This is a genomic window from Pseudochrobactrum sp. sp1633 (assembly GCF_030376605.1).
Taxonomy (GTDB): domain Bacteria; phylum Pseudomonadota; class Alphaproteobacteria; order Rhizobiales; family Rhizobiaceae; genus Pseudochrobactrum.
Map to the genome: position 1 here is coordinate 1 of NZ_JARRAE010000026.1, position 26,024 is coordinate 26,024.

25 protein-coding genes are annotated in these 26,024 nt (G+C 50.1%); 18 read left to right on the forward strand and 7 right to left on the reverse strand.

What is annotated here, in order from left to right:
- Positions 1 to 392: 392 nt before the first annotated feature.
- The gene (locus P8H26_RS17025; RefSeq protein WP_289634312.1) at positions 393 to 1,676 is read left to right on the forward strand and encodes a solute carrier family 23 protein; all 1,284 of its coding nucleotides are present in this window, start codon (positions 393 to 395) and stop codon (positions 1,674 to 1,676) included.
- A gap of 104 nt (positions 1,677 to 1,780) precedes the next feature.
- On the opposite strand, the gene P8H26_RS17030 is transcribed toward P8H26_RS17025, so the two are convergent.
- Positions 1,781 to 2,548, reverse strand: a complete 768-nt coding sequence (locus tag P8H26_RS17030) for a Crp/Fnr family transcriptional regulator (protein WP_374708323.1) — start codon at positions 2,546 to 2,548, stop codon at positions 1,781 to 1,783.
- A gap of 430 nt (positions 2,549 to 2,978) precedes the next feature.
- Here P8H26_RS17030 and P8H26_RS17035 point away from each other — a divergent pair, with 430 nt between their 5' ends.
- Positions 2,979 to 3,644, forward strand: coding sequence for a response regulator transcription factor (locus tag P8H26_RS17035; protein WP_289634313.1), 666 nt, complete (start codon positions 2,979 to 2,981; stop codon positions 3,642 to 3,644).
- 226 nt (positions 3,645 to 3,870) lie between these two features.
- Here P8H26_RS17035 and P8H26_RS17040 read toward each other — a convergent pair whose 3' ends face one another.
- Together P8H26_RS17040 and P8H26_RS17045 are read right to left on the reverse strand one after the other, a co-directional pair.
- Entirely contained in the window at positions 3,871 to 4,263 is a 393-nt protein-coding gene (locus P8H26_RS17040) for a hypothetical protein (protein WP_289634314.1), read from the reverse strand.
- Between the two features lie 169 nt (positions 4,264 to 4,432).
- Positions 4,433 to 5,092: a hypothetical protein gene (locus P8H26_RS17045; protein WP_289634315.1), complete on the reverse strand. Its 660-nt coding sequence runs from the start codon at positions 5,090 to 5,092 to the stop codon at positions 4,433 to 4,435.
- A gap of 357 nt (positions 5,093 to 5,449) precedes the next feature.
- On the opposite strand from P8H26_RS17045, the gene P8H26_RS17050 reads away from it, so the two are divergent.
- From P8H26_RS17050 to P8H26_RS17060, 3 genes are all read left to right on the forward strand, one after another.
- Complete coding sequence (locus tag P8H26_RS17050) at positions 5,450 to 5,959, forward strand: ClbS/DfsB family four-helix bundle protein (RefSeq protein WP_289634316.1); 510 nt, start codon at positions 5,450 to 5,452, stop codon at positions 5,957 to 5,959.
- Between the two features lie 184 nt (positions 5,960 to 6,143).
- Positions 6,144 to 7,316: a calcium:proton antiporter gene (locus P8H26_RS17055; RefSeq protein WP_289634317.1), complete on the forward strand. Its 1,173-nt coding sequence runs from the start codon at positions 6,144 to 6,146 to the stop codon at positions 7,314 to 7,316.
- Between the two features lie 37 nt (positions 7,317 to 7,353).
- Positions 7,354 to 7,803 (forward strand): DUF411 domain-containing protein, encoded by a 450-nt coding sequence (locus tag P8H26_RS17060; protein WP_289634318.1) that lies wholly within the window; start codon positions 7,354 to 7,356, stop codon positions 7,801 to 7,803.
- Between the two features lie 57 nt (positions 7,804 to 7,860).
- Here the strand turns inward: P8H26_RS17060 and ada are convergent, their stop codons facing one another.
- The 3 genes from ada to P8H26_RS17075 form a co-directional block, all read right to left on the reverse strand.
- Positions 7,861 to 8,949: a bifunctional DNA-binding transcriptional regulator/O6-methylguanine-DNA methyltransferase Ada gene (ada, locus tag P8H26_RS17065; protein ID WP_289634319.1), complete on the reverse strand. Its 1,089-nt coding sequence runs from the start codon at positions 8,947 to 8,949 to the stop codon at positions 7,861 to 7,863.
- A 75-nt stretch (positions 8,950 to 9,024) separates the two neighbouring features.
- Positions 9,025 to 9,675 carry a DNA oxidative demethylase AlkB gene (gene alkB, locus P8H26_RS17070; RefSeq protein WP_289634320.1) on the reverse strand — a complete coding sequence of 217 codons (651 nt, stop codon included), beginning with the start codon at positions 9,673 to 9,675 and terminating at the stop codon, positions 9,025 to 9,027.
- A 17-nt stretch (positions 9,676 to 9,692) separates the two neighbouring features.
- Positions 9,693 to 11,162, reverse strand: coding sequence for a patatin-like phospholipase family protein (locus P8H26_RS17075; protein ID WP_289634321.1), 1,470 nt, complete (start codon positions 11,160 to 11,162; stop codon positions 9,693 to 9,695).
- Positions 11,163 to 11,566: 404 nt separating this feature from the next.
- Here P8H26_RS17075 and P8H26_RS17080 point away from each other — a divergent pair, with 404 nt between their 5' ends.
- From P8H26_RS17080 to P8H26_RS17140, 13 genes are all read left to right on the forward strand, one after another.
- Entirely contained in the window at positions 11,567 to 12,370 is an 804-nt protein-coding gene (locus P8H26_RS17080; protein ID WP_289634322.1) for a dimethylarginine dimethylaminohydrolase family protein, read from the forward strand.
- Between the two features lie 11 nt (positions 12,371 to 12,381).
- Complete coding sequence (locus P8H26_RS17085) at positions 12,382 to 13,182, forward strand: transporter substrate-binding domain-containing protein (RefSeq protein WP_289634323.1); 801 nt, start codon at positions 12,382 to 12,384, stop codon at positions 13,180 to 13,182.
- Between the two features lie 109 nt (positions 13,183 to 13,291).
- Positions 13,292 to 14,005 (forward strand): ABC transporter permease, encoded by a 714-nt coding sequence (locus P8H26_RS17090; protein WP_289634324.1) that lies wholly within the window; start codon positions 13,292 to 13,294, stop codon positions 14,003 to 14,005.
- Positions 14,005 to 14,703: an ABC transporter permease gene (locus P8H26_RS17095; RefSeq protein ID WP_289634325.1), complete on the forward strand. Its 699-nt coding sequence runs from the start codon at positions 14,005 to 14,007 to the stop codon at positions 14,701 to 14,703. Before P8H26_RS17090 ends, P8H26_RS17095 begins: the two co-directional genes overlap by 1 nt.
- Before the next feature lie 73 nt (positions 14,704 to 14,776).
- Positions 14,777 to 15,547, forward strand: a complete 771-nt coding sequence (locus P8H26_RS17100) for an ABC transporter ATP-binding protein (RefSeq protein WP_289634326.1) — start codon at positions 14,777 to 14,779, stop codon at positions 15,545 to 15,547.
- A gap of 21 nt (positions 15,548 to 15,568) precedes the next feature.
- The gene (locus P8H26_RS17105) at positions 15,569 to 16,720 is read left to right on the forward strand and encodes a M20 aminoacylase family protein (RefSeq protein ID WP_289634327.1); all 1,152 of its coding nucleotides are present in this window, start codon (positions 15,569 to 15,571) and stop codon (positions 16,718 to 16,720) included.
- Positions 16,721 to 17,084: 364 nt separating this feature from the next.
- Positions 17,085 to 18,716 (forward strand): amidohydrolase, encoded by a 1,632-nt coding sequence (locus P8H26_RS17110; RefSeq protein WP_289634328.1) that lies wholly within the window; start codon positions 17,085 to 17,087, stop codon positions 18,714 to 18,716.
- A 139-nt stretch (positions 18,717 to 18,855) separates the two neighbouring features.
- Entirely contained in the window at positions 18,856 to 20,457 is a 1,602-nt protein-coding gene (locus P8H26_RS17115; RefSeq protein ID WP_289634329.1) for an ABC transporter substrate-binding protein, read from the forward strand.
- A 192-nt stretch (positions 20,458 to 20,649) separates the two neighbouring features.
- Positions 20,650 to 21,585 carry an ABC transporter permease gene (locus P8H26_RS17120; RefSeq protein WP_289634330.1) on the forward strand — a complete coding sequence of 312 codons (936 nt, stop codon included), beginning with the start codon at positions 20,650 to 20,652 and terminating at the stop codon, positions 21,583 to 21,585.
- Between the two features lie 4 nt (positions 21,586 to 21,589).
- On the forward strand, positions 21,590 to 22,411 hold the full coding sequence (locus tag P8H26_RS17125) for an ABC transporter permease (RefSeq protein WP_289634331.1): 822 nt from the start codon (positions 21,590 to 21,592) through the stop codon (positions 22,409 to 22,411).
- Positions 22,408 to 23,436, forward strand: a complete 1,029-nt coding sequence (locus tag P8H26_RS17130) for an ABC transporter ATP-binding protein (protein ID WP_289634332.1) — start codon at positions 22,408 to 22,410, stop codon at positions 23,434 to 23,436. The genes P8H26_RS17125 and P8H26_RS17130 overlap by 4 nt, the downstream gene beginning before the upstream one ends.
- Positions 23,429 to 24,400 (forward strand): ABC transporter ATP-binding protein, encoded by a 972-nt coding sequence (locus P8H26_RS17135; protein ID WP_289634333.1) that lies wholly within the window; start codon positions 23,429 to 23,431, stop codon positions 24,398 to 24,400. Before P8H26_RS17130 ends, P8H26_RS17135 begins: the two co-directional genes overlap by 8 nt.
- 94 nt (positions 24,401 to 24,494) lie before the next feature.
- Positions 24,495 to 25,805: an amidase gene (locus tag P8H26_RS17140; RefSeq protein WP_289634336.1), complete on the forward strand. Its 1,311-nt coding sequence runs from the start codon at positions 24,495 to 24,497 to the stop codon at positions 25,803 to 25,805.
- Positions 25,806 to 25,842: 37 nt separating this feature from the next.
- Here P8H26_RS17140 and P8H26_RS17145 read toward each other — a convergent pair.
- A partial coding sequence (locus P8H26_RS17145; protein ID WP_289634334.1) for a hypothetical protein occupies positions 25,843 to 26,024 on the reverse strand: 182 nt, incomplete at its 5' end.

The following is a 26,024-nucleotide window of genomic DNA, read 5'->3' on the forward strand; positions in this document are numbered from 1 at the left end:
TTCATAACTCGCAAACTGGCGGGCTTTAACTGCGGATAACATCCGCACCAATATCAGAAGAACATTACATTCGTCATTAGGTGTGAGGGATATGTAGTAAAGAGAATACCCTCGTCATAATGATCTTTATTCGATGGTAATGAACATCTCTGATATTGAGAGGTGTTTCCTCATGTTTTTGACTAAACAATAAACTTTACTATTATTAATTCTTGTCCCTATATGAGCATACTGCTTTCTCAACTGGCAGATTCACCATGCCATGCACATGCATAAAACCTGTGCTTTTCGATGTAATAACGACATAAAATTCAATTCTGTACATCGAGCATCGTGGAAATTTTTCTGACAAATAGCTAAAGAAAAATCAGCATATTATGTAAGGGGACAATATGGCTTATTTTCCAACCTGGCGTTTGACGAATAATACCACTGTATTACCTGATGAACGATTGCCAGCTTCTGCTGCTGTGCCGATGGGCATCCAGCATCTGCTTGCAATGTCCGGTTCTACAATTGTTGCACCATTGATTATGGGTTTTGATCCCAATGTTGCTGTATTCTTTTCCGGTATTGGAACTTTACTGTTCTTTTTAATTACCGGTGGTCGTGTACCAAGCTATCTGGGCTCATCTTTTGCGTTTATCGCGGTGGTCATTGCTGCAACTGGTTACAGTGGCAGCGGTGCTAATGCCAATATTGGCGTTGCACTTGGGGGGATCATTGCCTGTGGTGCTCTCTATGCCATTATTGGTTTGATCGTTATGGGCGTAGGGACTGGCTGGGTAGAAAAACTTATGCCGCCCGCTGTTACTGGTGCCATTGGTGTTGCAATCGGTCTGAATCTTGCTCCTGTTGCGGTTAGTCAGCTTAAAGGTACGCACGCGCATATACTTATCGCGTTGCTTACAGTTTTATGTATGGCGGTAGTATCTGCATATGGTCCGCGTGCCACACGCCGTGTTGCGGTTTTGATTGCACTCGTATTTGGCTATCTGCTTGTTCTGATTTTCGGTAACGGTGCAGGAATGGTTCCGGGCATTAATTTTGATGCTGTGGGTGCCGCTGCATGGTTTGGTCTGCCGCATTTCGTGAAGCCGGAATTCAGCTGGCCGGCGATTACTTTGATTGCTCCGGTTGCTATCGTTCTGGTTGCAGAAAATCTCGGCCATATCAAAGCACTCGGCTCAATTACCGGTCAAAACATGGATCGCTATATCGGCAGAGGTTTTTTTGCTGATGGTCTGGCGACAATGGTTTCCGGTTCCGGTGGTGGTACCGGTGTGACGACCTATGCCGAAAATATCGGCGTTATGGCAATGACAAAAGTTTATTCAACTCTGGTCTTTGTTATTGCCGCTGTGGTTGCGCTGGCGTTGAGCCTTTCACCAAAGTTCGGCGCTATTCTTCAGACTATCCCGGCGCCTGTGCTGGCCGGTCTGGCAGTGTCGGTTTTTGGTCTGATTGCTTCCGCGATGGCAAGAATTTGGGTTGTCAACAAAGTCGACTTTGCTGATCCGCGCAATCTTTTCACTGTTGGTGTTGCGCTGATTTTCGGTGCCGGTGATTTTACAGTGACGATCGGTGATTTTGCTTTGGGTGGTATCGGTACATCTACGCTTGCTGCACTCGTACTGTATCAGCTTCTGGGCATCGGACGCCGGGATACTGTGTAAGTCTTCATTGTGATAAAAACAGATTGGCCGGTAAAACCGGCCAATCTCATTTCATTTGAGCATTTCCGGCTCCAAATAAAACTCTGAAAATGCTCTGCTGTTATTCATTGTATTGGTTTCATATCCTGCGGCGGGATCGTCCTGTCAAAGACAGACATATTCATAAACTCACCGTCATATTCAGCAAGATAGACCAAGCCTTTGCGGTTTAAATATTCGACCCTGCTGTTTTTGAAAGTCAGCAAGCCTTCTATTCTTAACTCGCGTAACATACGGTTCATATGGATGGGGGTTAGTCCCAATGCATCCGCTAGCTGATATTGCGTAATCGGGCAAAAAAAACCGGTTTCTTCTCCCATACCGCAGGCTTTGGCTCTGTCTCCAAGTTCCAGTAAGAGGTGAGCAGTGCGGACAAGAGCGCTTCTACACCCGATATTGGTCAGATGCTCAATTAATAATGAGCGTTGCCGTGCAAAAAGTTCGATCAGAACAAAGCTGAGTTTCGGGGCGTGATTGATTGCATGGGCAAGAGAACTCAGCGGGATTTCAAAAACTGTCATCGGGGTAATTGCTGCGATTGTATTATAGCTTCGGCCGGCTGCAGTTCTCAGTCCGACAAAATCACTCCGCATCGGAAAGTCCAGCACCTGACGCTCTCCGTTAGACAAGTCACGATAGACGCATCCCCATCCGCTCTGAACCAGATGAATACTGCGTATACGTTCTCCCTGACTTATAATGGTACTATCTGTCTGAAACTGGCGCTCTTCAACCTGCAACCCGGAAAGTGCTTTGAGTTCAATAGTTTGAAACTCTGCTGAAATAGGCGGCGAGACGAGAAGTTCGATCAGGGCGCTGATTGTGCCATTCATATTTTTCGACTTATTATGCATCCTCCTCCCCCCGTTAATGGAGCGCTTTACACTCAGCTGAAGAAAATACTGCGTCTTATTTTTGTTTTGCATATACTGTAGCCGAAAAGTTGCGCGGACTTTTCGTGACGTGCTTTAGATCAAAAGATGTAGTGCCTAGTCCTATTTGCGTAATTAAAATTCGACGCGTATATTTATAAAATTTATTATTGCTAACATAGGTTAAGGACAACCTTATTCTATAATAGCAATAATTCAAACCATCAGAATTAGATTTGTTTAAGCAACCAAGGCAGCGTCACTAACAGCTGCATATTTTTTAGTGCCTATCAAAAGCAAATATAAGCTGAGTTTTAAAAGAAGGCACAGAGTAAGGGAGGAGCGGGGGATGCAGTACAGGGCAGCTTCCGAAGGTGCAGGGGAGTACAAGATGATGATCACAGAAGAAAGTCTGGAGAAACGTCTTGTACTTATTTGCAAAAGCAATCTCGACCGTGAATGTCTTTATAACGGTTTATTGAACACAGGTCTCAGATTACCGGTTGTGTGTTATGAGACTGTGGAGCACAGCGATATTGATTGTGCCGGTATTAATGCCGCAGTTTTATTACTGCATATCGGCGCAAAAAGAGTAACTGATCCCGATGTATGTGCGGAAATTAAAGCAATTAAAGCTGATTGGGATCCGGTGCCGGTTATTTTATTATCCGAATGCGAAGAATGGGCACAGGTTGTCTGTGCAATAGAGCTCGGAGCACGGGGATATATTCCGACTTCAGTCGGCATCAGGGTTTGTGTTGAAGCGGTTCATCTGGCAATGGCGGGGGGTATATATATTCCGGCCACCAGCATTACTGAAAAATCACAAGCGAAACGAACTGACGGGCATGAATTAAGCGGGTTGTTTACGTCCCGCGAGATTCAGGTCATTCACTTGTTGCGGCAGGGCAAGGCGAACAAAGTTATCGCCTATGAGCTGAATATGAGTGAAGCAACGGTAAAAGTTCATATGCACAATATTATGAAAAAATTTGGTGCTACGAACAGAACTGAAGTCGCGTATAAATTAAATAATTTATACCAAAATGTATTTTGATTATTTTGTCTTACCCGCACCCTTTTCTCTTTTAGTGTAGGAGTGGATCCAGTCCACTCCTACAGAATGAGAGCGGGTATCCTATTGATTCGGACTCTCATTCTTTTCGAAACGGAAGAAGTAAAAACTTCCCGTTATTTTACCCTGTGGGGGCGTAGAGTACGTTTCCGGATGCCGGCGATTGCCATTGCCGGTAGCATCAAGAAAATACGCTATCCATTGATAATTAGGGATTGATGCTGACAAAGCCTGAGGCTGAGCCCATTGCACCACCGGTTGCGCTGGCTGCGGACGTTCCACCGAGAAACCCTGTGCCCGAATTAGCAACGGCACCTGACTGTCCGGAAATACCAGAGCTGTAGAGCGACCCGGAAGCACCGATACCAAAGCCAGGTACAACGACGCCGCCGCCGATACCGGTTGTGGTGGCCCAGCCATTGGTTGTGCCATAGCCCTGAGCTGAGGAGCCGGCTCCGAAGATGCCGCCGCCGCTGACTCCGGAGGTACCCATAGTCTGACCGGCGAAGCCGCCGCCCCATTCAACGGTTTGTGCGGTTGCAGGCAGGGCTCCTGCGAGAGCCAGAGCTGCTACTGCTGAAAAAGCAAGAATTCGTTTCATTGTTATATCCTCCAACTGTTATGGCAACTCTCCCGGTTGCCAGATATATCCGACGATATACCCCGCTGCCCATGGCTGGTTTTAAGACGGAAACCATGGGCAGAAGGCTATATCCACGAATGGTGACAGCTGTTGTCATGTGGATGATTTTCATACTCGGACTATGCGCTCACATCACCGGAGGCGGGCAGAACCAAGCCCGGCCTCTTTGCGCATCGTTACGCAAAGTGCATCCTTTGGCTTCCAGATCACTGCTGGAAAGGCCAAGGGCTTTTGCAGAGTAGGTGCGTTTGTTGTTGGCCGGAGCGGGGGCAGATACTCTCTGTACCCGTGGAGCCGGGGCAACTGAGGCGGTAGCCACAGATGACGGTACGCTGCGATATGAGACCTGCCGCGCGGCCGTACCTTGCGAAGGGCAGACAACACCTGTCGCATTGAGTGAGGCACGGACTTCCTTGTTGAGGCAGACCAGATCAAGAGCTGCACCACGGTGACCTAAACCCGCCAAAGCTGAGGCATAGGCACGCCGGTTACATTCTTTCATTTCATATGTGGAACCGATACCAAAACCCCAGCCTGTTGCACCGATACCGGCACTTGCAGAGCCGGCGCATGAATGCACACCGGCTGCTACAAGTCCGGGAGAAATGGCGGGAACCGTGGTTCGGATCTTATTTGGTGACGTATTGGAACTGCCAATTGCAATAGCAGTTGCACCTGATTGAGAGTTGGAATTGGCATTGTTGTCCATTGTAAATGACTGTGCCAATGCGTTACCGCCGGTGATACTAATCAGACCAGCGCACAATAGGATACCCAGTTTAGCCATAGCTAACTCCTTTCCGGGGCGCGATAGCGCCCGGCTTTGTGTGGCTTTGATTGTTTGTTTGATGATATGTACTGACAAAGCACGATTTGCTTTGCTGAAATTGATTGTAGGTAAGTTTCGGATTTTTGAATGATGGCAAATTGATGATAAGATTAATAATATTGTTGGTTGTTTTATTTTTGGGGCTAAATTTAAATATACGTTTTGGTTATGTTTGATCTAAACTGTCATTTGAAAATGATGTTTTCTAAACCATAAGGATTATGGTGTGATCCTTCGGTCTGAGGCAGCTTTGCATTGAATATTGATACTGATTTTTGATTGCAGAGCCGATTGCGTTTCTCACAGAGGTTTTGAATGGCTGTTCCTCAAAGCAAAAGTGAACTGATTCATGCTATTCACTCAAATTTTGACAAGCTTATGCGTGTTGTCCAAAAAGTGCCGCCGGATAAAACTGCAGAAAAAAGCCTTGAAGGCCATGTGAAGAATACGCAGATATGCGTCAAAGACCTGCTGGCCTATCTGACCGGCTGGAATGAGCTTGTGATCAAGTGGCTGGAAAAAGACCGCGCCGGTGAGCAAATTGATTTTCCTGAGACGGGTTTCAAGTGGAATGAACTGGGGAAGCTGGCACAGAAATTTTACCGCGATTATGATGATCTGAGCTATGATGCCTTGGTGTTGCGCTTGCACGAGGCAAAAGAAAAAATCATCCTTCTGATTGCGAGCCGGACGAATGAAGCCCTGTATGGTGAGCTCTGCTATACAAAATGGACAATGGGGCGCATGGTTCAGTTCAATACTTCATCGCCTTATGACAATGCCCGCAGGCGTTTGCAGACATGGCTGAAGGCCGGTTCATTCTGAACAATTTTTTGCCTGAGATTTACCAGTTTGAGATTTGCCCGATCCGGTGGTTGCGAAACCGGCCTGTTATCATTATATGACCACAGTGCAGGACGACCTGCCATCGCACCATTCGGGGACGGCCCCTCTATCCGGTTTAATTGATGGAGAGAGCAGGCATCCGATGACAAATCCAGCCAAACAAATGAATAAGCAAGCAGGCAGCCAGCCTGTATCACTGCGCGCGCTATTCCCGCGAATAACTATTGTGTGCCTGATAATCGCATGGCTTGTGGTCGGCATATTTTCACTATGGGGTGCGCAGTGGCTGAGTGAGCCGCTGGACAATACAATTGCGATTATTTGTTTTGTTGTTTTGTTCGCCACCATCATCATGGCGTCTTTCGGCGTGGTTGGTGAGGCTGACCATCTGGCGCATCAGCTGGGCGAGCCTTACGGTACGCTCATTTTAACGCTGTCGATTGTTTCAATCGAAGTTATTCTGATTGCCTCGGTTTTGCTGGGGCCCGGTGAATTTCCGACGATCGGGCGCGATGCTATTTTCTCCGTGATGATGATCATTCTCAATCTGGTAACAGGACTTTGCTTGTTATTCGGCGGTTTGCGCTACGGTGAGCAGGAATATAATGCGCAAGGGGCCGTTACTTACCTGTCGATGATCATTGTGCTGACAGGTTTGGCACTGGTCTTGCCGAACTACGTCTCCGGTGCCGGTGAGTTCGGTTTTGTGCAGGCTGTAGCATTTTCCATCGTTACGATTGCGGTTTACGGCTTGTTTCTTTGGATGCAGATCGGCGGATATAGCCGTCTTTTCATTCAGCCGGTTTCAGGTTGCATGACAGTTGCAGCTGGCGCTCAGGATGAACTGCATCAGGATGAGGTTACATCGTCGGTTCTGGATAAGAGAGCCATTATCATCCGCTCGGTTATTCTGATCGCTATGATTTTGCCGATTGTTCTGCTGGCACATGATCTGGCCATTCTGATTGATTACGGTATTCAAACAGTCAATGCGCCGGTTGCACTTGGCGGTGTGTTGATTGCAATCATTGTGTTTACGCCTGAGTCGATTACTGCTGTTAAAGCGGCGCTGAATAATGAAATGCAGCGTGCGATCAATCTGTGTCTCGGTGCCTTTGTCTCAACTGTGGGGCTGACGGTTCCTGCGGTGCTGATTATCGGGCTGGTGATGAATAAAACGGTCGTCATGGGTATTTCCGGCGTTGAAACAGTGCTGTTTTTGCTCACGGTTGTTCTCACCGGTTTCAGTTTCATCGGGCAGAAAACATCGCCGATACAGGGTATCTTGCATTTGGCGCTGTTTGCGGTTTTCAGTGTGTTGTTATTCAGCACATGAGTTTGGTGGTTCTCTCGTTCAACAAAGGATTTTTTGTATGAAACTTATGCAAATTGCTGGTGCCGGTGTTTTTGCAGTCATGATCGCAGGCGGAGCCTCAACTGCATCCGCGCAGCAGAATAAAGTCGTTGAACTTTATAAGTCGCCTTATTGCGGTTGCTGCGGCGCCTGGGGCGACCATATGAAGGCGGCGGGCTTTGAGATTAAAGAGCATAATATCGAAGACCTGAACCCGATCAAAGCCAAATACGGCGTTGCGGATGATCTTCAGTCCTGCCACACAGCCATTATTGACGGCCATGTGATCGAAGGCCATGTGCCTGCGCAGGATATTGCAAAGTTGTTGGCTGAGGGCGGAGAAAAGTCCGGTCTTGCTGTTCCAGGTATGCCTGCCGGTTCACCGGGAATGGAGCAGGGCGGTATGTCTGAGCCTTATCAGGTCATCCGTTTTTCCAAAACTGAACGCTCCGTATTTGCGCAGCATTAATGACTTTGAGAGTGTAATAGCCTCTGGGCTGTTACACTCTTTCTTATTATGGCAGCGTTAGTTTTGAGCCTTGCTTTTTTCTTTATTGAGCAATGTGCGCTTACGCTCCACACCCCAGCGGTAACCAGATAACCCGCCGTCATTGCGAACAACGCGATGGCAGGGCACCACAACAGCAACAGGGTTTGCTGCGCAGGCGCCGGCAACAGCACGCGCGGCTTTTGGCATGCCGGCAAGACGGGCAAGTTCCGCATAGCTGACAGTTTGGCCGGGTGGAATTTGGCGCAAAATTTGCCAGATTTTCTGCTGAAAAACGGTGCCGTGAATATCCAGCGGCAGAGAGAACTGCGGCTGCGGCTGATCAATAAACTCCAGACAGGTGTTCAGCGTAGCTTCAAACTCTGTCCCGCCTTGAGAGATATCAGCCTTTGGAAAACGCTTTTTCAGGTCATCCAGCAGAATATCAGTATCATCTCCGAGCAAAATCGAGCTGATGCCTTTGGACGTTGCGGCCACCAGTATTTTGCCGAGTGAGCAGGGCGCAATTGCATAATTCAGCATGATGTTGGCGCCTCCTTTTTTATAGGCAGATGGTGTCATCCCAAGAAGCCTGTTTTTTGAAGCATAAAAATTACTGCTCTCATTATAGCCTGAATTATAGATTGCTTCGGTCACTGAAGTTTCGCTCTTATTCAGTTCCTGTTCCAGCTTTTGCATGCGCAGTGACTGGGCATAATTTTTCGGTGTAATACCAGTGATCTGTTTAAACAGCTTGTGAAAATGCGAAATGCTGAAACCGGCATGTGCTGCCAGCTTGCTCAAATCCGGCGCGATTTCATTCTCGCGTATCTGGCGGCAGGCATCTTCAACAATGCGGATTTGCTGTTGTTGTAATGTTTCTTCGCGCTGCGGAAGGCAACGCAGGCAGGGACGAAAACCTGCGGCTTCAGCCTGATGCGGATGGGTGAAAATTCGGGTGTGTTCAGGCTTCGGTCTGCGTGACGGGCAGGTCGGACGGCAATAAATGCCGGTGGTGCTGATTGCATAAACGAAAGTGCCATCAGCATCCGTATCGCGCTCCAGCACGGCCTGCCAGCGCGGATCGTCATTGATTGTCTTTATGCTCAGGCTGGCGGGTTTGTTCACGGAACTGCCTTTCTGTTGACTGGAGACAGATTATCGCGTGAGTTTGATCGCTGCACCGCAAATCTTATTTTTAAACTATGCCGCTTTTCTGAAGGTCAGATTGATGCGGCAGCGGCCCAGTAACGGATGTTCGCCTTCTTTCAGTGGCGTAATACCGTGATAATACAACCTCGACGGTCCGCCCCAGACCACGACATCACCATGATGTAATGCATATTTGAGCACTGGATCTGTGCGTTTCAACCCGCCAAACTGGAATGTGGCGGGTAAGCCCAGAGAGACTGAGACAATCGGATGTTCCGGGCTTTTCTCATCCTTATCTTGATGCAATGAGAGTTTGTTTTTTGGCTCATAGCGGTTGATGAGGCAGGCATCGGGTACAAAATTCTTATATCCGGCTTTTGCGGCGGCATTTTGCGCCAGTTGCAAAAAACAGTCCGGCATTTCCGGCCAGTTGTTTCCGGTTTGCGGATCAACAGGGCTATAGCGGTAGCCGCTGCGGTCGCTGACCCAGCCAAGAGGCCCGCAATTGTTCATAGCAACAGACATGGTAAAACCACCCGGTGTGGTCATGTGCCGGAAGGGTGCTTGCATTGTTATCTCTGTCAGGCTTGCGATCAGTTCTTTTTCTGAACCAAGTGCCTGACCGCGCAGAAGCAGTGCGCCGTCTGCGAGAGTTTCACGCTCTGGTAATACAGGGATCAGGTCTGAAAAAAGATCTTGCATGACTTTAAGCCGGATTTTTAGTGAAAAGCGGGCAGTGCAACGGGTTTGCTTTTAACCGGTGATACTTGTTGTGATGCTTTTACTTTAGCAAATTTTTGAATATCCAGCACAGCATTTTGAATTTTTGCATGCTGCATGACAGCCTTGCGGCCGGAATCAATGGCCAGATCAACCTGTTGCTTGGGTAGTTTGAAGCGTGTGGGAATCCGGTTGAGACTGGTTTGGGTGGCAGTATCAAAATCACGGAAGCTGACGGCTTCCACCACCAGAGATACATCTCTGCAATTCCAGCCCTGCAAAGTCCCTCGATATTCTTTGACTTTTGCTGCGGGCAGAGAGCAGCGATAATCAATCAAATCTTTTTGCCACTGTGTCGTGGCAAATTTTAATGCGTCAAAACCATCCCGCACGGAGGCGGAGATGGAGGTATATGCCGTTGCGGCGGCGACCTCTGTCAGCACAGGACCGTGAACCGTTTTCACCCAAGGCTCTTCCCCGTCCGTTCCGGCATCGGCAACGATAAAGATCAGTTTGCGCAGTTTCACGGCTTCAGCCGGAGACAGCGGTCCGTGGGCATTTTTTGCTGCAGCACGCACCAGCGCAAAAGGTGTGACGCCGATATTATCAGTCAGCGCACCATCCAGCAGTTTAATGTATTTTTGCTGCGGATCATTGCGATAGGCATAGAGACTACGGGCATAGGCATTAAGCCGGAGGGAAACATCCGGATTGGTCAGCGTATCTTTCAGCCATTGCGGCGGTTGATAATTGCATTGCTTCTGCATGGCGGAAACCACGACCGGCGCAAAGGCCACCGGAACAGCTGCTGAAGCGCTGACTGCATCGGCCAGTTTGACTTTATCGAGATCGCTGCACAGTGCATCAAATGTGTCATCGGTAAAATGGAACGGGGTGCGGTTATAAATATCGGATGCAGTGATCCAGACGGTCGGCGCATCGTTGCGCCGGAGTGATGAAAAGGTTTTTCCGTGGAACAGGTTCGCGTCCAGCCACTGGGCAAGTCCGTTGCGGTCATTCAACCCGCCGCTGAGGGTGCGGACAATATTTTCAGGGGGCAGAAGTGAGGTGCGTAAGCCCGCCTCCGCATTGCGGTAGAGGAATTTCTCGCGAAAATCACGATACTGATCAGGGCCGGTCATGCCGTAATAGGCCGCAGCCACGGCGCCGCCGGAGGCACCGGAAACCAGTCTTACATTTTCGATCAGCCGCCGCTTATAGGGATATTCATCAATAATGATTTCATCCAGCGCTTGCAGAACCCCATAGGCAAAAGCTGCCGATCGTGTGCCACCACCGGAAAAGGCCAGCGCTACAACGGTTGAACCATCATTGCCCTGACCGGCAATATAGTCAGTTCTTTTACTCTGTATGCTGGCTTCATGTGTGTTGATCGGGCCGACATCTTTGGCTGCACATGCGGACAGGACTAAAAAGGCAACAGAAATCAGACTGATTGAAAAGCGCACATTCTGCTCCGCTGTCGTTGCCCTGAAGGCGAAGATAAAATTAAATCTGCATCTTGCCGGTTTTATAGCTTTTTGACGCAATATTTAATCTTTAGGAGAGGCTTTCTATTCCGGCAAGTGCAAAGCAAACGCTCTGCAATATAAAATCACATAAAAACTTTTGTAAAAAAGCTTTGCACCGGCAGAATATCGTTTTACAACCTCTGTGAGCAGCGGTGATCTTTCCTGTTGTCAGGATGCTGATCTTATCCTATTCAAAACTGCTTATTGAGTGAGAGTACCCGCTCTCACCCCTTTGTGCGGCATTGTGCAAGGCTAAATGGTTTCATCGCACTGCAAAATGCTTCATCCGCCATTTGTTTATCGGAGCGGTAGCCGTATTCTGCCGCTATGAAGGTTTTATCATGTCATTCAGCCGTCCGGTTTATCAGTTCAATTCCATTATCGTTCGCACACCTGCGCCTAGTGTGGTCAATGGTTTGCGCGCTGATGACCGAGGAAATCCGACCTATGAGGGCGTGAAAGCTGAGCATGATGCTTATATCGAAGCGATGAAAGCTGCCGGTGTTGATGTGACAGTGCTGCCTGCGCTGGAGGCATTTCCGGACTCCATTTTTGTTGAAGATCCGGCGCTGGTCTATTCTGAAGGGGCTATTCTGCTGCGTCCGGGTGCTGCAACCCGCCTGAAAGAAACACCGGAAATCGAACCGACATTGCGCGCAATGTTCGATACGGTTCTGGAACTGGACGGTACAGGCTACGCTGATGGCGGTGATGTGCTCAATACGGCCAAATCCGTGATGATCGGCCTGTCGGCACGTACAACGCGCGATGGTGCGGAAGCCCTGATCGCAGCGCTGGCAAAATTCGGCCATCGCGGTGAGATCGTGAATACGCCGGAAGGTGTGCTGCATTTTAAAACCGATTGTTCGCTGCTCGATGATGAGACAGTGCTGTCGACCGCACGTCTGGCGAATTCCGGTGTGTTTGACGGTTTCAAGCAGGTGATTATTCCTGAGGGGGAAGAAGCTGCGGCGAATGCTCTGCGCGTCAATGATGTGGTGATGGTCGGCTCTGACTATCCGCGCACGATCGAGATGATCGACAAGCTTGGCTATAAAGTCGTACCGATGAAAACCACGGAAATCGGCAAGATTGATGCAGGCTTGTCCTGCATGTCGCTGCGTTGGTTTGATACAAAAAAATAAGAGGGGTTGGGATGAATACTTTTAAATCAATGCTGGCAGGTGCTGCTGTTCTGGCACTGTCCTGCGGTTTTGCTGCGGCAGAAAATTCAGTTCGTCTGGGGATGACACCTGAACCCTATATGCCTTTCACACAGGTGAATGCGGCCGGTGAATGGGAAGGTCTGGAAGCAGATCTGTCCCGTGCCGTTTGTGCTAAACTTGATGTGAAATGCGAGTTCAAAAGCATGGCATGGGATGGTCTGATCCCGTCATTGCAGGAGAATAAGGTCGATTTCATTATCGGTGCTTTTTCAGTGAATGAAGAGCGCCAGAAGGTTGTTGATTTCTCAACGCCTTACTACACCGAAGGCACGTCTTTTGTCGGCGCCAAGGCGGATGATGCGAAGATTGGTCTTGCTGATGCCGCAGACGGTTCGGGTAAGATCATTGATCCGGCCAGCGTGGAAGGCAAGATTATCGGCGTTCAGACCTCCAGTGTGCAGTCGGCTTATGTTGCCAAATATTTGCCAGGCGCTGAGATGAAGAGCTATGACACTGCGGATAATTCCGTGGCGGATCTGGTGGCCGGTCGCGTGGATTATGTACTGGTCCCTGACCTGTATATTGCTGCATTTCTGAAAACGGAGCAGGGCGCAGACTTTGAAGAAAAAGTCGCGGTGCCTTCCAGCAAAGTGCTGGGCGAAGGTGTTGCCTATGCGGTGCGTAAAGGTGATGCTGAAATGCTGGGCAAGGTCAACAAGGCGCTTGCTGAACTGGAAGCGGACGGAACAGTCAAGAAACTGGTTGATAAGTGGCTGTTTGAAAAGAAATAAACTGTCAGAACCTGAGAAGATTGACTGCCCTGTCTGTTTGAAAACAGGGCAGTCTTTTCATGAGGGCTGCGGTATCAGCGTGAGTTTCATGCTGGCTTGGTAAGAAATAATGGAATCCTATTGGCAATATTTAAGTTGGGGTAGTGAGGGCTGGGGGGATGATTTCGCCTGGGGCTTGCTGATGACCCTGCAGATTTCATTGGTTTCTTATATTGTTGCCGTATTCTTCGGCTTTCTCGGCGCTGCTGCTAAACTCTCTTCCAATCGGTATTTGCGATTTTGCGCGGATTTTTACACCACAGTCGTACGCTCCTTGCCGGAGCTGCTGGTTGTGTTGCTTTTGTATTTTTCTGTCGCCAGCGGAATGGAGCGTGCGCTCAAACATTTCGGACTGGTCGGCGAACGGTTTGAATTCAGCCCGTTTTGGGCGGCGGTGATTGCACTTGCCTTTGTGTGCGGTGCTTTCATGACGGAAGTGCTGCGGGCGGCCTTTATTGCTGTACCGCGCGGGCAGATTGAGGCCGGTATTGCTATCGGTATGAGCCGGTTTAAGATTTTCTCCCGTATCATCCTGCCGCAAATGCTGCGCCATGCTGTGCCGGGTATGGGTAATCTCTGGCTGTCTATCACGAAAGAAAGCGCGATTATCAGTGTGCTCGGCTCGTTCCACGAGCTGCTTTATACTGGCTATCGTGCTGCAGCCAGCACTAAACAATATATCCTGTTCTACGGGCTGACGGCAGCATTGTTCCTGCTGATAACACTGGTTTCGGTTGTGCTGATCCACCGGCTTGAAAAGAGCCTGAGCCGGGGGCACCACTGATGGATATTTTGACTAATATTATCGGCTTCATGCCGCAATTACTGAAAGCCACGCCACTAACGCTGATGCTGACGGCCATTGCAGCGGTTGCCGGCCTGATAATGGGCACCGCAATTGCGCTGGCAATGCTGTCGCAAATGCGCGCGCTGGTCTGGCCTTCACAGCTGTTCACCTTTTTCTTCCGTGGTACGCCGCTTCTGGTGCAGCTCTATCTGATTTACTACGGGCTGGGGCAGATCCTGCCCGGCACATGGGTACGGCACAGTTTTCTGTGGCCTTATTTGCGTGATGGCCTGTGGTATGCAGTGGTGGCACTCAGCCTCAATCAGGCTGCCTATAATGCCGTGGTGATCAAGGGCGCAATTGCCGCCGTGCCGAAAGGTCAGATCGAGGCTGCACTTTCTATCGGCATGCGGCCGTGGCAAATTTTGCGCCGGATCACGCTGCCGCAGGCGCTGCGCAATTGTCTGCCGGTTCTGACCGGTGATCTGATCATCATTTTGAAATCCACATCGCTGGCTTCAACCATCACGATCATGGAACTGATGGGCACGACACGAATGTTGCAGCGCCAGTCTCTGATGATTTTTGAACCGCTGATTGCAGCGGGTATCATTTACTTTGTCGTGGTGTTTATTCTGACGCGGATCATGAACCGCGTTGAGCGCCATTTGACACCTTATAATCCGCATGGATAGAGCATTTCCGGTTTGGTATGAAACTCAAGAAATGCTTCACACTTTGCGGGATGCGCTCTGACAGGAAAAACAGATGAGTGAAACGGCACTGACTGTCTCTGATATTCACAAAAGCTTCGGCAATGCGGAAGTGCTGAAAGGCATATCCTTTGAAGCAAAGCGCGGTGATGTGATTTCCCTGATCGGCAGCAGCGGCTCAGGCAAGAGCACTTTGCTGCGCTGTATTAATTATCTGGAAACACCGGATTCCGGTGAGATCAGCGTGGCGGGTGAACTGATCCGCACCAAAAAGGATAAAGACGGAAAGCTGGTTGCCAGTGATAAGCGGCAGTTGCAGCATATCCGTTCGCGCCTTGGCATGGTGTTTCAGAATTTCAATCTCTGGTCTCATAAAACGATTATTGAAAACATCATCGAAGGGCCGGTTCAGGTTCTTGGCCGCACGCGGGCGCAGGCGCTTGAGCAGGCTGAGGCGCTGATGGAAAAGGTCGGCATCTCACCTAAACGCGATCATTATCCGAGCCAGCTTTCCGGCGGGCAGCAGCAGCGTGCAGCAATTGCCCGCGCTCTGGCGATGGAGCCGGAAGTGATGCTGTTTGATGAGCCGACCTCGGCTCTGGATCCGGAATTGGTGCAGGAAGTTTTGCAGGTGATTAAGACGCTGGCAAATGAAGGCCGCACAATGGTGATGGTAACGCATGAAATGGCGCTGGCGCGTGATATTTCTACGGAAGTTCTGTTTCTTCATCAGGGGAAGGTTGAAGAACGTGGTGCGCCGGATCTGGTGATGCGCAATCCGCAATCACCACGGCTGCGCCAGTTTCTGCAGATGGATTCAAATTAAGTTTGCATTGGGAGTGAGACTATGGGGAAGTTTGATTTCAGCGGGTTTTTACCGGAGCTGATCAATATACGGCATCAGCTGCATGCGATGCCGGAAATCGGATTGTCAGAGTTTAAGACATCGGAATTCATTGCGCAGCACCTGACTAAATGGGGTTTTGAGGTAACGCGCGGGCTGGGGCAAACAGGTGTTGTCGGCTCGCTGAAGCGCGGAGACAGCAATCGCTCTATCGGCTTTCGTGCGGATTTTGATGCTTTGCCGATTTTTGAGGAGACGGGTCTGCCTTATGCCAGCCAGCATGACGGTGTGATGCATGCCTGTGGTCATGATGGTCATACGGCGATGCTGCTGGGAGCTGCCTATGCTTTGTCGCAGGATCAGAGTTTTAACGGTGCGGTGCATCTGATTTTTCAACCGGCGGAAGAGAATTTCGGCGGCGGCAAAATGATGATCGAAGACGGTCTGTTTGAGCGTTTTCCCTGTGAGCAGGTTTTCGCCATTCATAATATGCCGGGACTGGCGACGGGTGTGTTTTCGGCCAAATCCGGTGCAATGGCGGCATCCATTGATGTGCTGACTTTGACTGTGAAGGGCAGCGGCGGACATGGCGCTATGCCGGAGCTGACCGTTGATCCGGTTGTCGTGGCATCCAGTATTGTGATGGCATTGCAGACGCTGGTTTCCCGTAATATTTCGCCGCATCAGCCTGCTGTGCTGACGGTTGGTTCTTTCCTGTCCGGCTCTGCCTGCAATATTATTCCGGATACGGCTGTGCTGGAACTTTCCATGCGGGCGATGGATCCGTCTGTGCGCATTGCCTTGCGTGAGCGCGTGGAAGAAATTGCCCGTTTTCAGGCAAAAAGCTATCAGGCGGATGTGCAGCTGGATTGGGCAGTCGGCTATCCGGCAACCATCAATAATAAGCAGGCCTACGAACTGGCACGGGATGTGGCAATTGCGGGCTTCGGTGCGGAAGCCTTTGAAGAGCTTGATGTGCCGATGATGGGCAGTGAAGATTTCTCCTTCCTGCTTGAAGCTGTGCCGGGTGCTTATATTTTCCTTGGCAATGGCGACAGCAGCGGCCTGCATACCAGCCGTTATAATTTCAATGATGAGATATTGGAGCGTGGTGCTTCCTTCTTCCATCAGATGGCGAAATCCAGTCTCGTATAGACATAATGCAGACGAATCTGCCCGTTTCAAAGCAGGCAGATTCTCTGATATATCTATCGAATTTGTGCATAGCCTCATGAGGCTTGTGCATAGTATCGCCGGCAAATCTTAAAAATCGTCAAAACGCAGTTTTATTGCGCAAAATGACGTAAAAATAACATCTAATTTTAACAAATGCGCAGCTTGCTTTTCATTTCGTATAATGAAAGGCTTCTGAAAACGCGTAAAAAATGCCGGAGCTATATGCCCCACAGAAGGGTGATGGTGAACCGGCATGACGGGAAATGACGATAATACTGCATAACAAAGTGCGTCAGAGTGAATGCACACCTTGTTTGCAGCAGCATGAAAGGGGAGGGCGATCATGGCCGCGAGCGGGATGATTATTGCCGACAAAATCTTACACAACGGCACTATTTGGTGTGGTTATGAAGAGGGTACTGTAGAGGCTCTTGCACTCTGGCAGGGTAAAGTGCTGGCCAGCGGTAAAGTACAGGACGTTCTGCAGTTTCAGGGTGAAACAACAGAGCTCATTGATCTCAAAGGCGCATTTGCCACTCCCGGCCTGAATGACGCGCATCTGCATCTGATTTCAACCGGACTTTCGCTGAAGCGGATTGATGCAACGCCTGCCATATTGCCGACACTGGCAGATTTGCAGGAAGCGATCCGCGCCAAAGCCGCAACTCTGCCAAAAGGCGAGTGGATTATGGCGCGCGGCTATGACCAGACCAAGCTGGATATCGGCCGTCACCCGCATAAATCAGAGCTGGATCAGGCAGCACCCGATCATCCGGTGTTGCTGACCCGCGCCTGTGGCCATGTGGCTATTGCAAACTCACTGGCTTTCAAGCTGGCAGGGGTTGATGAAAATACGCCGGTGCCGGATGGCGGTTTGCTTGAGAAGAAAAACGGCATTCTGACCGGTATGATGGCAGAAAATGCACAGGATCTGGTGCGCGCTGTTATTCCTGAGCCGAGCGAAGAGCAGCTTATTGAAGCCATTGAAGACGGCGGCAATATGCTTCTGTCTTATGGTATCACATCCTGCATGGATGCCGCGGTCGGACAGATCGCCGGTTATAAAGAAATCCGCGCCTATAATATTGCCAAGCTTAATAACCGCCTGCCGGTACGCACATGGCTGGTTCTGCTCGGAGATCCGGGTAAATCGGTGGTGCCGCAATGCTATGAAAGCGGTCTGGTCTCCGGCGTCGGCGATGATATGCTGACAATCGGCGCTGTAAAATTGTTCCTTGACGGCTCCGCAGGCGGTAAAACCGCATGGATGTCCGTGCCTTATCATGGCGATGATGTGGACAATATCGGTGTGCAAATTCTCAGCGATGAAGATTTGCAAGCAATGGTTATGGATGCGCATGCCAAAGGCTATCAGCTGGCCTGCCATGCTATCGGCGATATGGCCATTGAACAGCTGATCACAGCCTATGAAAAGGCGCTGGTTGCCTATCCGGATGCTGACCGTCGTCACCGGATTGAACATTGTGGTTTCTCTAGCGATGCGCAGCATCAGCGTATGCTTAAGGCTGGTATTTATCCGTGCCCGCAGCAGGTCTTCATCTATGATTTCGGTGATGCCTATATTTCTGTGCTGGGTGATGAACGCGCACGGTCGAGCTATCCGCTGAAAACATGGCGTGATCTCGGTTTTAAACCGGCGACCGGCAGTGACAGCCCTGTTTGTCATCCGAATCCATTCCCGAACATTTATACAATGCTGACCCGCAAGACGTGGAAAGGCACTGTGATGGATGAAAATCAGCGTGTTTCCATCGAGGAAGCCTTGCAGGTCTATACGGAATACGGCGCGTTCTCGCAGAAAATGGAAACTGTGAAGGGTAAGCTGATTGCCGGTCAGGTGGCAGATATTGCTGTGTTCTCGCGCAATATGCTGGAAGCGACACCGGAGGAAATTCTCAGCGATACGCAGTGCATTATGACATTGCGCGGCGGTGAGATTGTGTTTGCACGCTGAAACAGCGGCAAATTAGAGCGTATCTCGAAAAGTGTGAAGCGGTTTTCGGATAAGATACGCGGCAAAAGTAGAGAATAAGGCTGCGGGATTAGGAGACCGCAGCCGGAATAAAATAAATTCTGAGGAGGGGATATTCTCAATGATTAAACGCTTAGCCTTACTCTCAACAGTGGCGGCATCTTTGCTGGCCGGTGTGGCGATGAACGCATCGGCGCAAGAACCGCGCAAAGGCGGCACGATTAATTTCGTTGCACCTTACGGTTCAAGCTTCGGTACACTGGACAATCAGGCGACCACTGCAACGCAGGACGAGTTTCCGACCAAGGCGCTGCATCGCCGTCTTTATGCATGGGATGGCACTGCCAACAAACCGCAGCTTGATCTGGCGACTGAAGTGACGGCTTCGGCTGATCGTTTAACCTATACTTTCAAACTGCGTCAGGATGCATTTTTCCATAATGACAAGCAGATGAAAGCTGATGACATCATCTACAGCTATAAGCGTGCGATGACACCGGGCAAAGCCTATGTCGGTGCCCGCTATATCAGCAATATTAAAGGTGCGGATGCTTATTCGGAAGGCAAGGTTCAGGAAATCGAAGGCCTGAAGAAGGTCGATGATTTCACGCTCGAAGTCACATTGAATGAAGCACTGGATCCGGGCTTTATTTTCATGCAGCCGAGTACAGTGATTTATCCTGATGGTGAAGCGGATAAAGACAGCTTCAAGAGCCGTCCGGTTGGTCTTGGACCTTACAAATTCGCTGAATATATTCCGGGCTCGCGCCTGACCGTTGAAAAATGGGAAAAATTCTACCTTAAAGACAAGCCTTATGCTGATAAAATCAACATTATGCTGATGGGCGAAGCCGCAGCCCGTGATGTTGCTTTCCGCAATAAGGAAGTGGATATTTCGGTTCTCGGACCTGCACAATATGTGACCTATAAAGCTGATCCGGAACTGTCGAAAAACATTCTGGAAGTGGCGGAAGTTTATACCCGCGTTATGGGTTTCAACCGCGATGTGAAGCCGCTTCAGGACAAGCGCGTTCGTCAGGCGATCAACTATGCGATCGACTCTGATCTGATCATCAAGCGTCTGGCTAAAGACAAAGCTTACCGCGCTGTCAGCTGGCTGCCATTGTCGTCACCTGCTTTCGACAAGGATGCCAAGCCATATCCATATGATCCAGAAAAGGCGAAAGCTCTGCTTGCTGAAGCCGGTTATCCGGATGGTTTCGAGTTTGAGCTGACTGCAACGCAGAATGAAAGCTGGGGTCTGACAATTGCCGAAGCGATTATTCCGATGCTGGATAAAGTCGGCATTAAGCTCAAAACCAAGCCTGTTGAATCAGCTGTGCTTTCGGAAGATGTGCCAAGCGGCAACTTCCAGTCCTTCATGTGGTCTCTGGAAAGCGGCCCGGATCCTCTGACAGCGCTGCAGTGCTTCTATTCCAAGACACCGCAGTCTTCCTGTAACTATACAAAATTCAACAATGCTGAATTTGACAAGTTATATGAGGCAGCTCAGAAAACCGCGTCTGAAGATGAGCGCAACGACCTGCTGCGTCAGGCGAATAATATCCTGCAGGATGAAGCACCATATTGGTTCTTCAACTACAACAAGGCCGTTATTGCCTATCAGCCTTGGTTGCATGGTTTGCAGCCTAACTCTGCAGAGCTTGCCATTCAGTCTTATGAAGAGCTTTGGGTTGACGACAGCGTACCTGCTGGTCGCTAAGCGCAACATGCTTGAAATATGAGGCATACCGGAGAGCGGTTCATCCGTTCTCCGGCTCTATTGCGGTATTCAGAGCAGATTCTTACCGGAAAGCGTTTTTTGTTTTCCCTATAGGCTCTTTATTTTTGTTTCGTCGCATGTCGTTGCCGGTTCCCGCTTTTTCGCGACATGCTGTAGGAAGGAGCACGCAGGTTGCTTCGATTTGTTATCAGGCGAGTGTTGCAGATGATTCCGACCATTCTGGCGGTGTCTCTCCTCATTTTTGTTATTTTCAGTGTTATTCCGGGCAGCTTTACGTCCAGTCAGATTGCTGACGGTAAAGGACGTAATGATCCTAAAGTTGCCGAGCAGATGAACAAGGAATTTGGCCTCGACAGACCGGTTTATGAACGGTTCGGGTCATATGTTGTTAGTCTGGTGCAGTTCGATCTGGGTAAGTCATTCCGAACCCGTCAGCCTGTTACGCAGGTGCTGATGGAACGTATGTGGCCGACGATGAAACTGGCTATCGCAGCGATGACGCTCGCGGTGCTGATCGGTGTGCCGCTCGGCTTTATCGCAGCGCTTAAGCCCGGCAGTATATTAGATACATTCACGATGATCGGGGCCGTTTCCGGCTTGTCACTGCCGCAGTTCTGGCTTGGTCTGCTGCTGATGTATTTCTTCGCGCTGACTTTGGGCTGGTTACCAAGCTTCGGCTATGGCGACGGTGGTATCCGCAATCTTATTTTGCCGGCAGTCACTTTGAGTGTTGCACCTCTGGCCTTGCTGGCACGCACCACGCGTGCGGCTGTACTCGAAGTGATGGGTGCGGATTTTATCCGGACTGCACGCTCCAAGGGTATGAATGCCTATCGTCTGGTTACATGGCATCTGGTGCGCAATGCGCTGGTTTTGATTATCACCACTGTTGGTCTGCAATTCGGCTCGCTGATGGGCGCGGCCGTGGTGATCGAAAAACTATTCTCATGGCCGGGGCTTGGTTCCCTGTTGGTGGATAGTGTTTCGATGCGTGATATTCCGGTAGTGCAAGGTGCTATCCTCATGATCGTTTTGTGGTTTCTGATCATCAATACGATTGTCGATATTCTTTATGCGGTGATTGATCCGCGCATCAGCCACGAGTAGCCCCATGAGAGTACGTTTCAATCTGTTATTTGGCGGAGTGCTGTGTGTGGTTATTTTGGCCGCAGGCATTTTCGCACCGCTTCTCGCGCATTATAATCCCGTGCTTGATGCCGATCTGATCAATGCCGAACTGCCGCCGGATGGTGATTTCTGGTTCGGCACGGATGCACAGGGGCGCGATGTTTTCAGCCGCGTGCTTTATGGTGCCCGTATTTCGCTGACTGTTGGTATTGTCTCGCAGATCATCAATACGATCATCGGCCTGACTTTGGGGATTTCCGCAGGTTATTTCGGCGGACGCTGGGATGATTTTGTCTGCGGTCTGACCAATCTGATGCTGTCGATCCCGTCACTGATTTTTGCACTGGCGATTATGGCGATCCTCGGGCCTGGTCTTGGCAGTCTGCTGATTGCGCTCGGTCTGACCAACTGGTCGTGGACCTGCCGTATTGCCCGTTCATCCGCTTTGTCTTTAAAGAAGCAGGGCTATGTTCAGGCAGCGAAAACACTCGGCTATAGCGATATCCGCATTATGATCACCCAGATTTTGCCGAATATGATCGGCCCGGTTCTGGTGATTGGCACGCTCGGCATGGGCGATGCTATTCTGGCGGAAGCAGCGCTTTCTTATCTCGGCCTTGGCATTCGTCCGCCATTCCCGAGTTGGGGTAGCATGCTGACTGATGCACGCGAGCTGATTGCTATTGCCCCTTGGGCAGCAATTTTCCCGGGGGTTGCAATTTTCCTGACAGTTCTGGGGCTCAACCTGTTCGGTGACGGCTTACGCGATGTGCTGGATCCGCATATGAGGAGCCGCAAGACATGACCAAAATTTCTAATGACGCACCATTATTAGAACTTAAAAACCTCCATATTGATATGGTCTCCGGCGAAACACGCTTTAACATTGTTGAGAATGTCTCATTCTCAATCGGTGCTGGTGAGACTTTTGGTCTGGTGGGGGAATCCGGTTGCGGAAAATCCATCACATCTTTGTCGGTTATGGGGCTGTTGAACCGTCCACTGGAGATCAGCTCCGGTGAGATTCTGTTCAAAGGACAGGATCTGCGTAAGCTGAGCAATCGTGAGATGCGCAAACTGCGCGGCAGTCGTATTGCGATGATTTTTCAGGAGCCGATGACGGCGCTGAACCCGCTGGCAACAGTGGGGCGGCAGATTGCGGAAATGTTTGTGCTTCATCAGGGCGCGACATGGCATGAAGCGGAAAAGAAAGCCGTTGCGGCACTCGGACAGGTTCATGTGCCTGCACCGGAAAGTCGTGTGAAAAACTATCCGCATCAGATGTCCGGCGGTATGCGTCAACGCGTGATGATTGCCATTGCGCTGGCCTGTAATCCGGATTTGCTGATTGCGGATGAGCCGACGACTGCGCTTGATGTGACTGTTCAGGCGGAAATTCTCAAACTGATGCAGGAACTATGCTCATCACGCGGAACGTCCGTATTGATGATCAGCCATGATCTCGGCGTGATTGCCAAAATGTGCAAGCGCGTTGGTGTGATGTATGCCGGTCATCTGGTGGAAGAGCAGAATGTAGCGGATTTGTTCGGCCATCCGGCACATCCGTATACGCATGGTCTTTTGAGTTCGCTGCCGGTACTGGGGCAGCGTAAACCGGAGGAGCGCAAAAAGCTTCAGGAGATTGCAGGGGTTGTACCATCAATTTCTGCCTTTCCGAAAGGATGCCGGTTTCAGCCGCGTTGTACACGGGCGACAGATATCTGCCTGACGAAAGTACCGTCACAGACTGAGCTTGAACAAAATATCAGCATGCAGAATGTGAGTGAAGATTCTAAACGCGGGTTCGTGAGGTGTTATCATCATGAGTGATCAGAACACGCCGCTGTTGCGGATTGACAATCTCAATGTTCATTTTCCTGTCGCTGCCGGTTTGTTTCGCAAGTCAAAACAGGCAGTGCGGGCGGTCAATAATTTCAGTCTGGATCTGCATAAAGGCGAGTGCCTTTCCATCGTGGGGGAATCCGGTTGCGGTAAATCCACATTGGCGCTGGCAATACTCGGACTGCAAAAGCCGACATCGGGTGCTATTTATTATGAAGGCAAACCGATCACCGGCGAAAAAGGTCCGAGCCGTCTTGAGCGGGCACAGATGGCGCAGATGGTTTTTCAGGATCCTTATGCGTCGCTCAATCCGCGCCAGACGATTTACACATCGCTTGCCGCACCCCTGCGCTTGCAAGGGGTGAAGACAAAATCGGAATTGAATGACCGTGTTGAAAACACGATGAAGCTTGTCGGCCTGAAACCCGAACACGCCAAACGCCTGCCGCATGAATTTTCCGGCGGCCAGCGTCAGCGTATCGGGATTGCCCGCGCGCTGGTTCTCAATCCGAAAGTCGTGGTGCTGGATGAACCCGTTTCAGCATTGGACGTGTCTATCCGTGCGCAGATCATCAATCTGTTGCTGGAACTGAAGGATGAGTTGCAGCTCTCATATATAATGATCAGTCACGATCTGAGTGTGGTTGAGCATATGAGTGACCGCGTTGCCGTGATGTATTTCGGCCAGGTGGTTGAGCAAGGCCCTTGGCAGGATGTTTTTGCTAATCCGACACATCCTTATACGCGACGTCTGATGGGAGCGATTCCTGATCCGTTTGCGATTGTGCGCGGCGAAGAACGCAGCGGCATGGATGAAGCACCGCCGCCTCCTTCCGGTTATGATTATTATCCGCGGGAGTTCGGTAAGCACGATGTTTATACGGTGCCGCCGATGACTGAACTTTTGAATGTTGCAGACACACATAAAGTCCGGTTTATCGCGCAAAGATAAGAACTGAAACGAGCCCGTATATAATGAGAGAAAAGGCCATGACCGGACACGGCTCGTGGCCTTTTAATATAATAAGAGTGATATCGTGACTGAAATGAAAACTGAGGGCACTGAATTGTCGGCACGTCAAAGACTGGATGCAATTTTAAAACGTCTTGAAGATCGCGAAGCCACGGAAGCGGTTTATGTCAAACTCTATCCGGAAACGGCACGCGCCGAGGCCGATGCGGCAGATCAAAGAGCAGCAAGGGGTGAAAGCCTTGGGGTCTTAGACGGTAAGATCGTTTCGATCAAAGACCTGTTCGACGTTGCTGGCGAACCTAACCTTGCCGGTTCAATTATCCGCAAGTCCGCAGAGCCTGCACATCAGGATGCGGTGATTGTCGATCGCCTGCGTAAAGCCGGTGCGATCATCATCGGAAAAACGCATATGACGGAATTTGCATTCACCGCTACGGGGCTTAATCCGCATTATCCGGTGCCGGGTAATGCCTATGATGCAAGTCTGGTGACCGGCGGCTCTTCGTCCGGAGCTGCTGTCAGTGCGGGTGAAGGCACATGTGATATTGCAATTGGTTCAGATACCGGTGGTTCTGTTCGCATTCCCGCGGCGCTCAACGGTGTTGTCGGCTTTAAACCAACACATGGCCGTGTTTCGCTGGAAGGTGCGTTCCCGCTATCGCCGACACTCGATTCCGTTGGCCCTCTGGCAAAAACCGTTGCTGCCTGTGCGGATGCCGATGCGATTATGGCTGGTGAAGCGCCGCTGCCTTTAGAGAAGAGCGAACTCGCAGGTCTCAAAGTCGGCATCCCGCATGGCATTGTGCTGCAGGATATGGAAGCGGATGTGGCTGCGGCCTATCAGTTCGTGTTACAAAAACTGGAGGCTGCCGGTGCGGTATTTATAGAGTGCAGTTTTGACACTCTTATTAATACACTGCGCACAGGTCCGAACAAAGGATCGCTTACCGGCATTGAAGCAGCACATATACATAAAGAGTGGCTGAGCGATCTGTCGATGCCGGTTGATGAGCGTGTGAGCATACCACTGCGTGAGCGTTTGAAAATTCCGGCTTCGGATTATCAGGCATTGCTGGCATTCCGCGGAGAGCTGGTCAAACAAGCAGATGAGATGATGGCCGGTTTTGATGTTGTGGTATTGCCGACAACGCCGGTTAAAGCAGTGCCGATTGCTCAGGTGGAGAATGACGAACCGGAATATGACCGGTTTGAAACACTTTACTTACGCAACACGCAGATCGTGAATCAATTCGCGATGACTGCATTATCGATCCCTATGCCGATGCCCGAACGACCGGCTGGTTTGATGTTGGTCGGGCGCAATGGCTCTGATCGTAAAATTCTGGCGATTGGCGCTGCCGTGGAAGCGTTATTGAAGGCGTAAAGTGTTTCACGGGAATCATTATGAGAACAAAACCCCGCTAACAGATGTTGGCGGGGTTTATTTTTAGATGCTGGCGCTGCCGATTCTGCTCGGTTTCCTGTTTTGATTCTGTTTTTGTGAGTCGAAACAAGGGTTTGTGATGGGGTTTTGATATATGTGCGGTGGGTTTTGAGTGGTTTTGATCGCTTTTGTTGGTGGGTGAGGGGATAAAGAGGGATA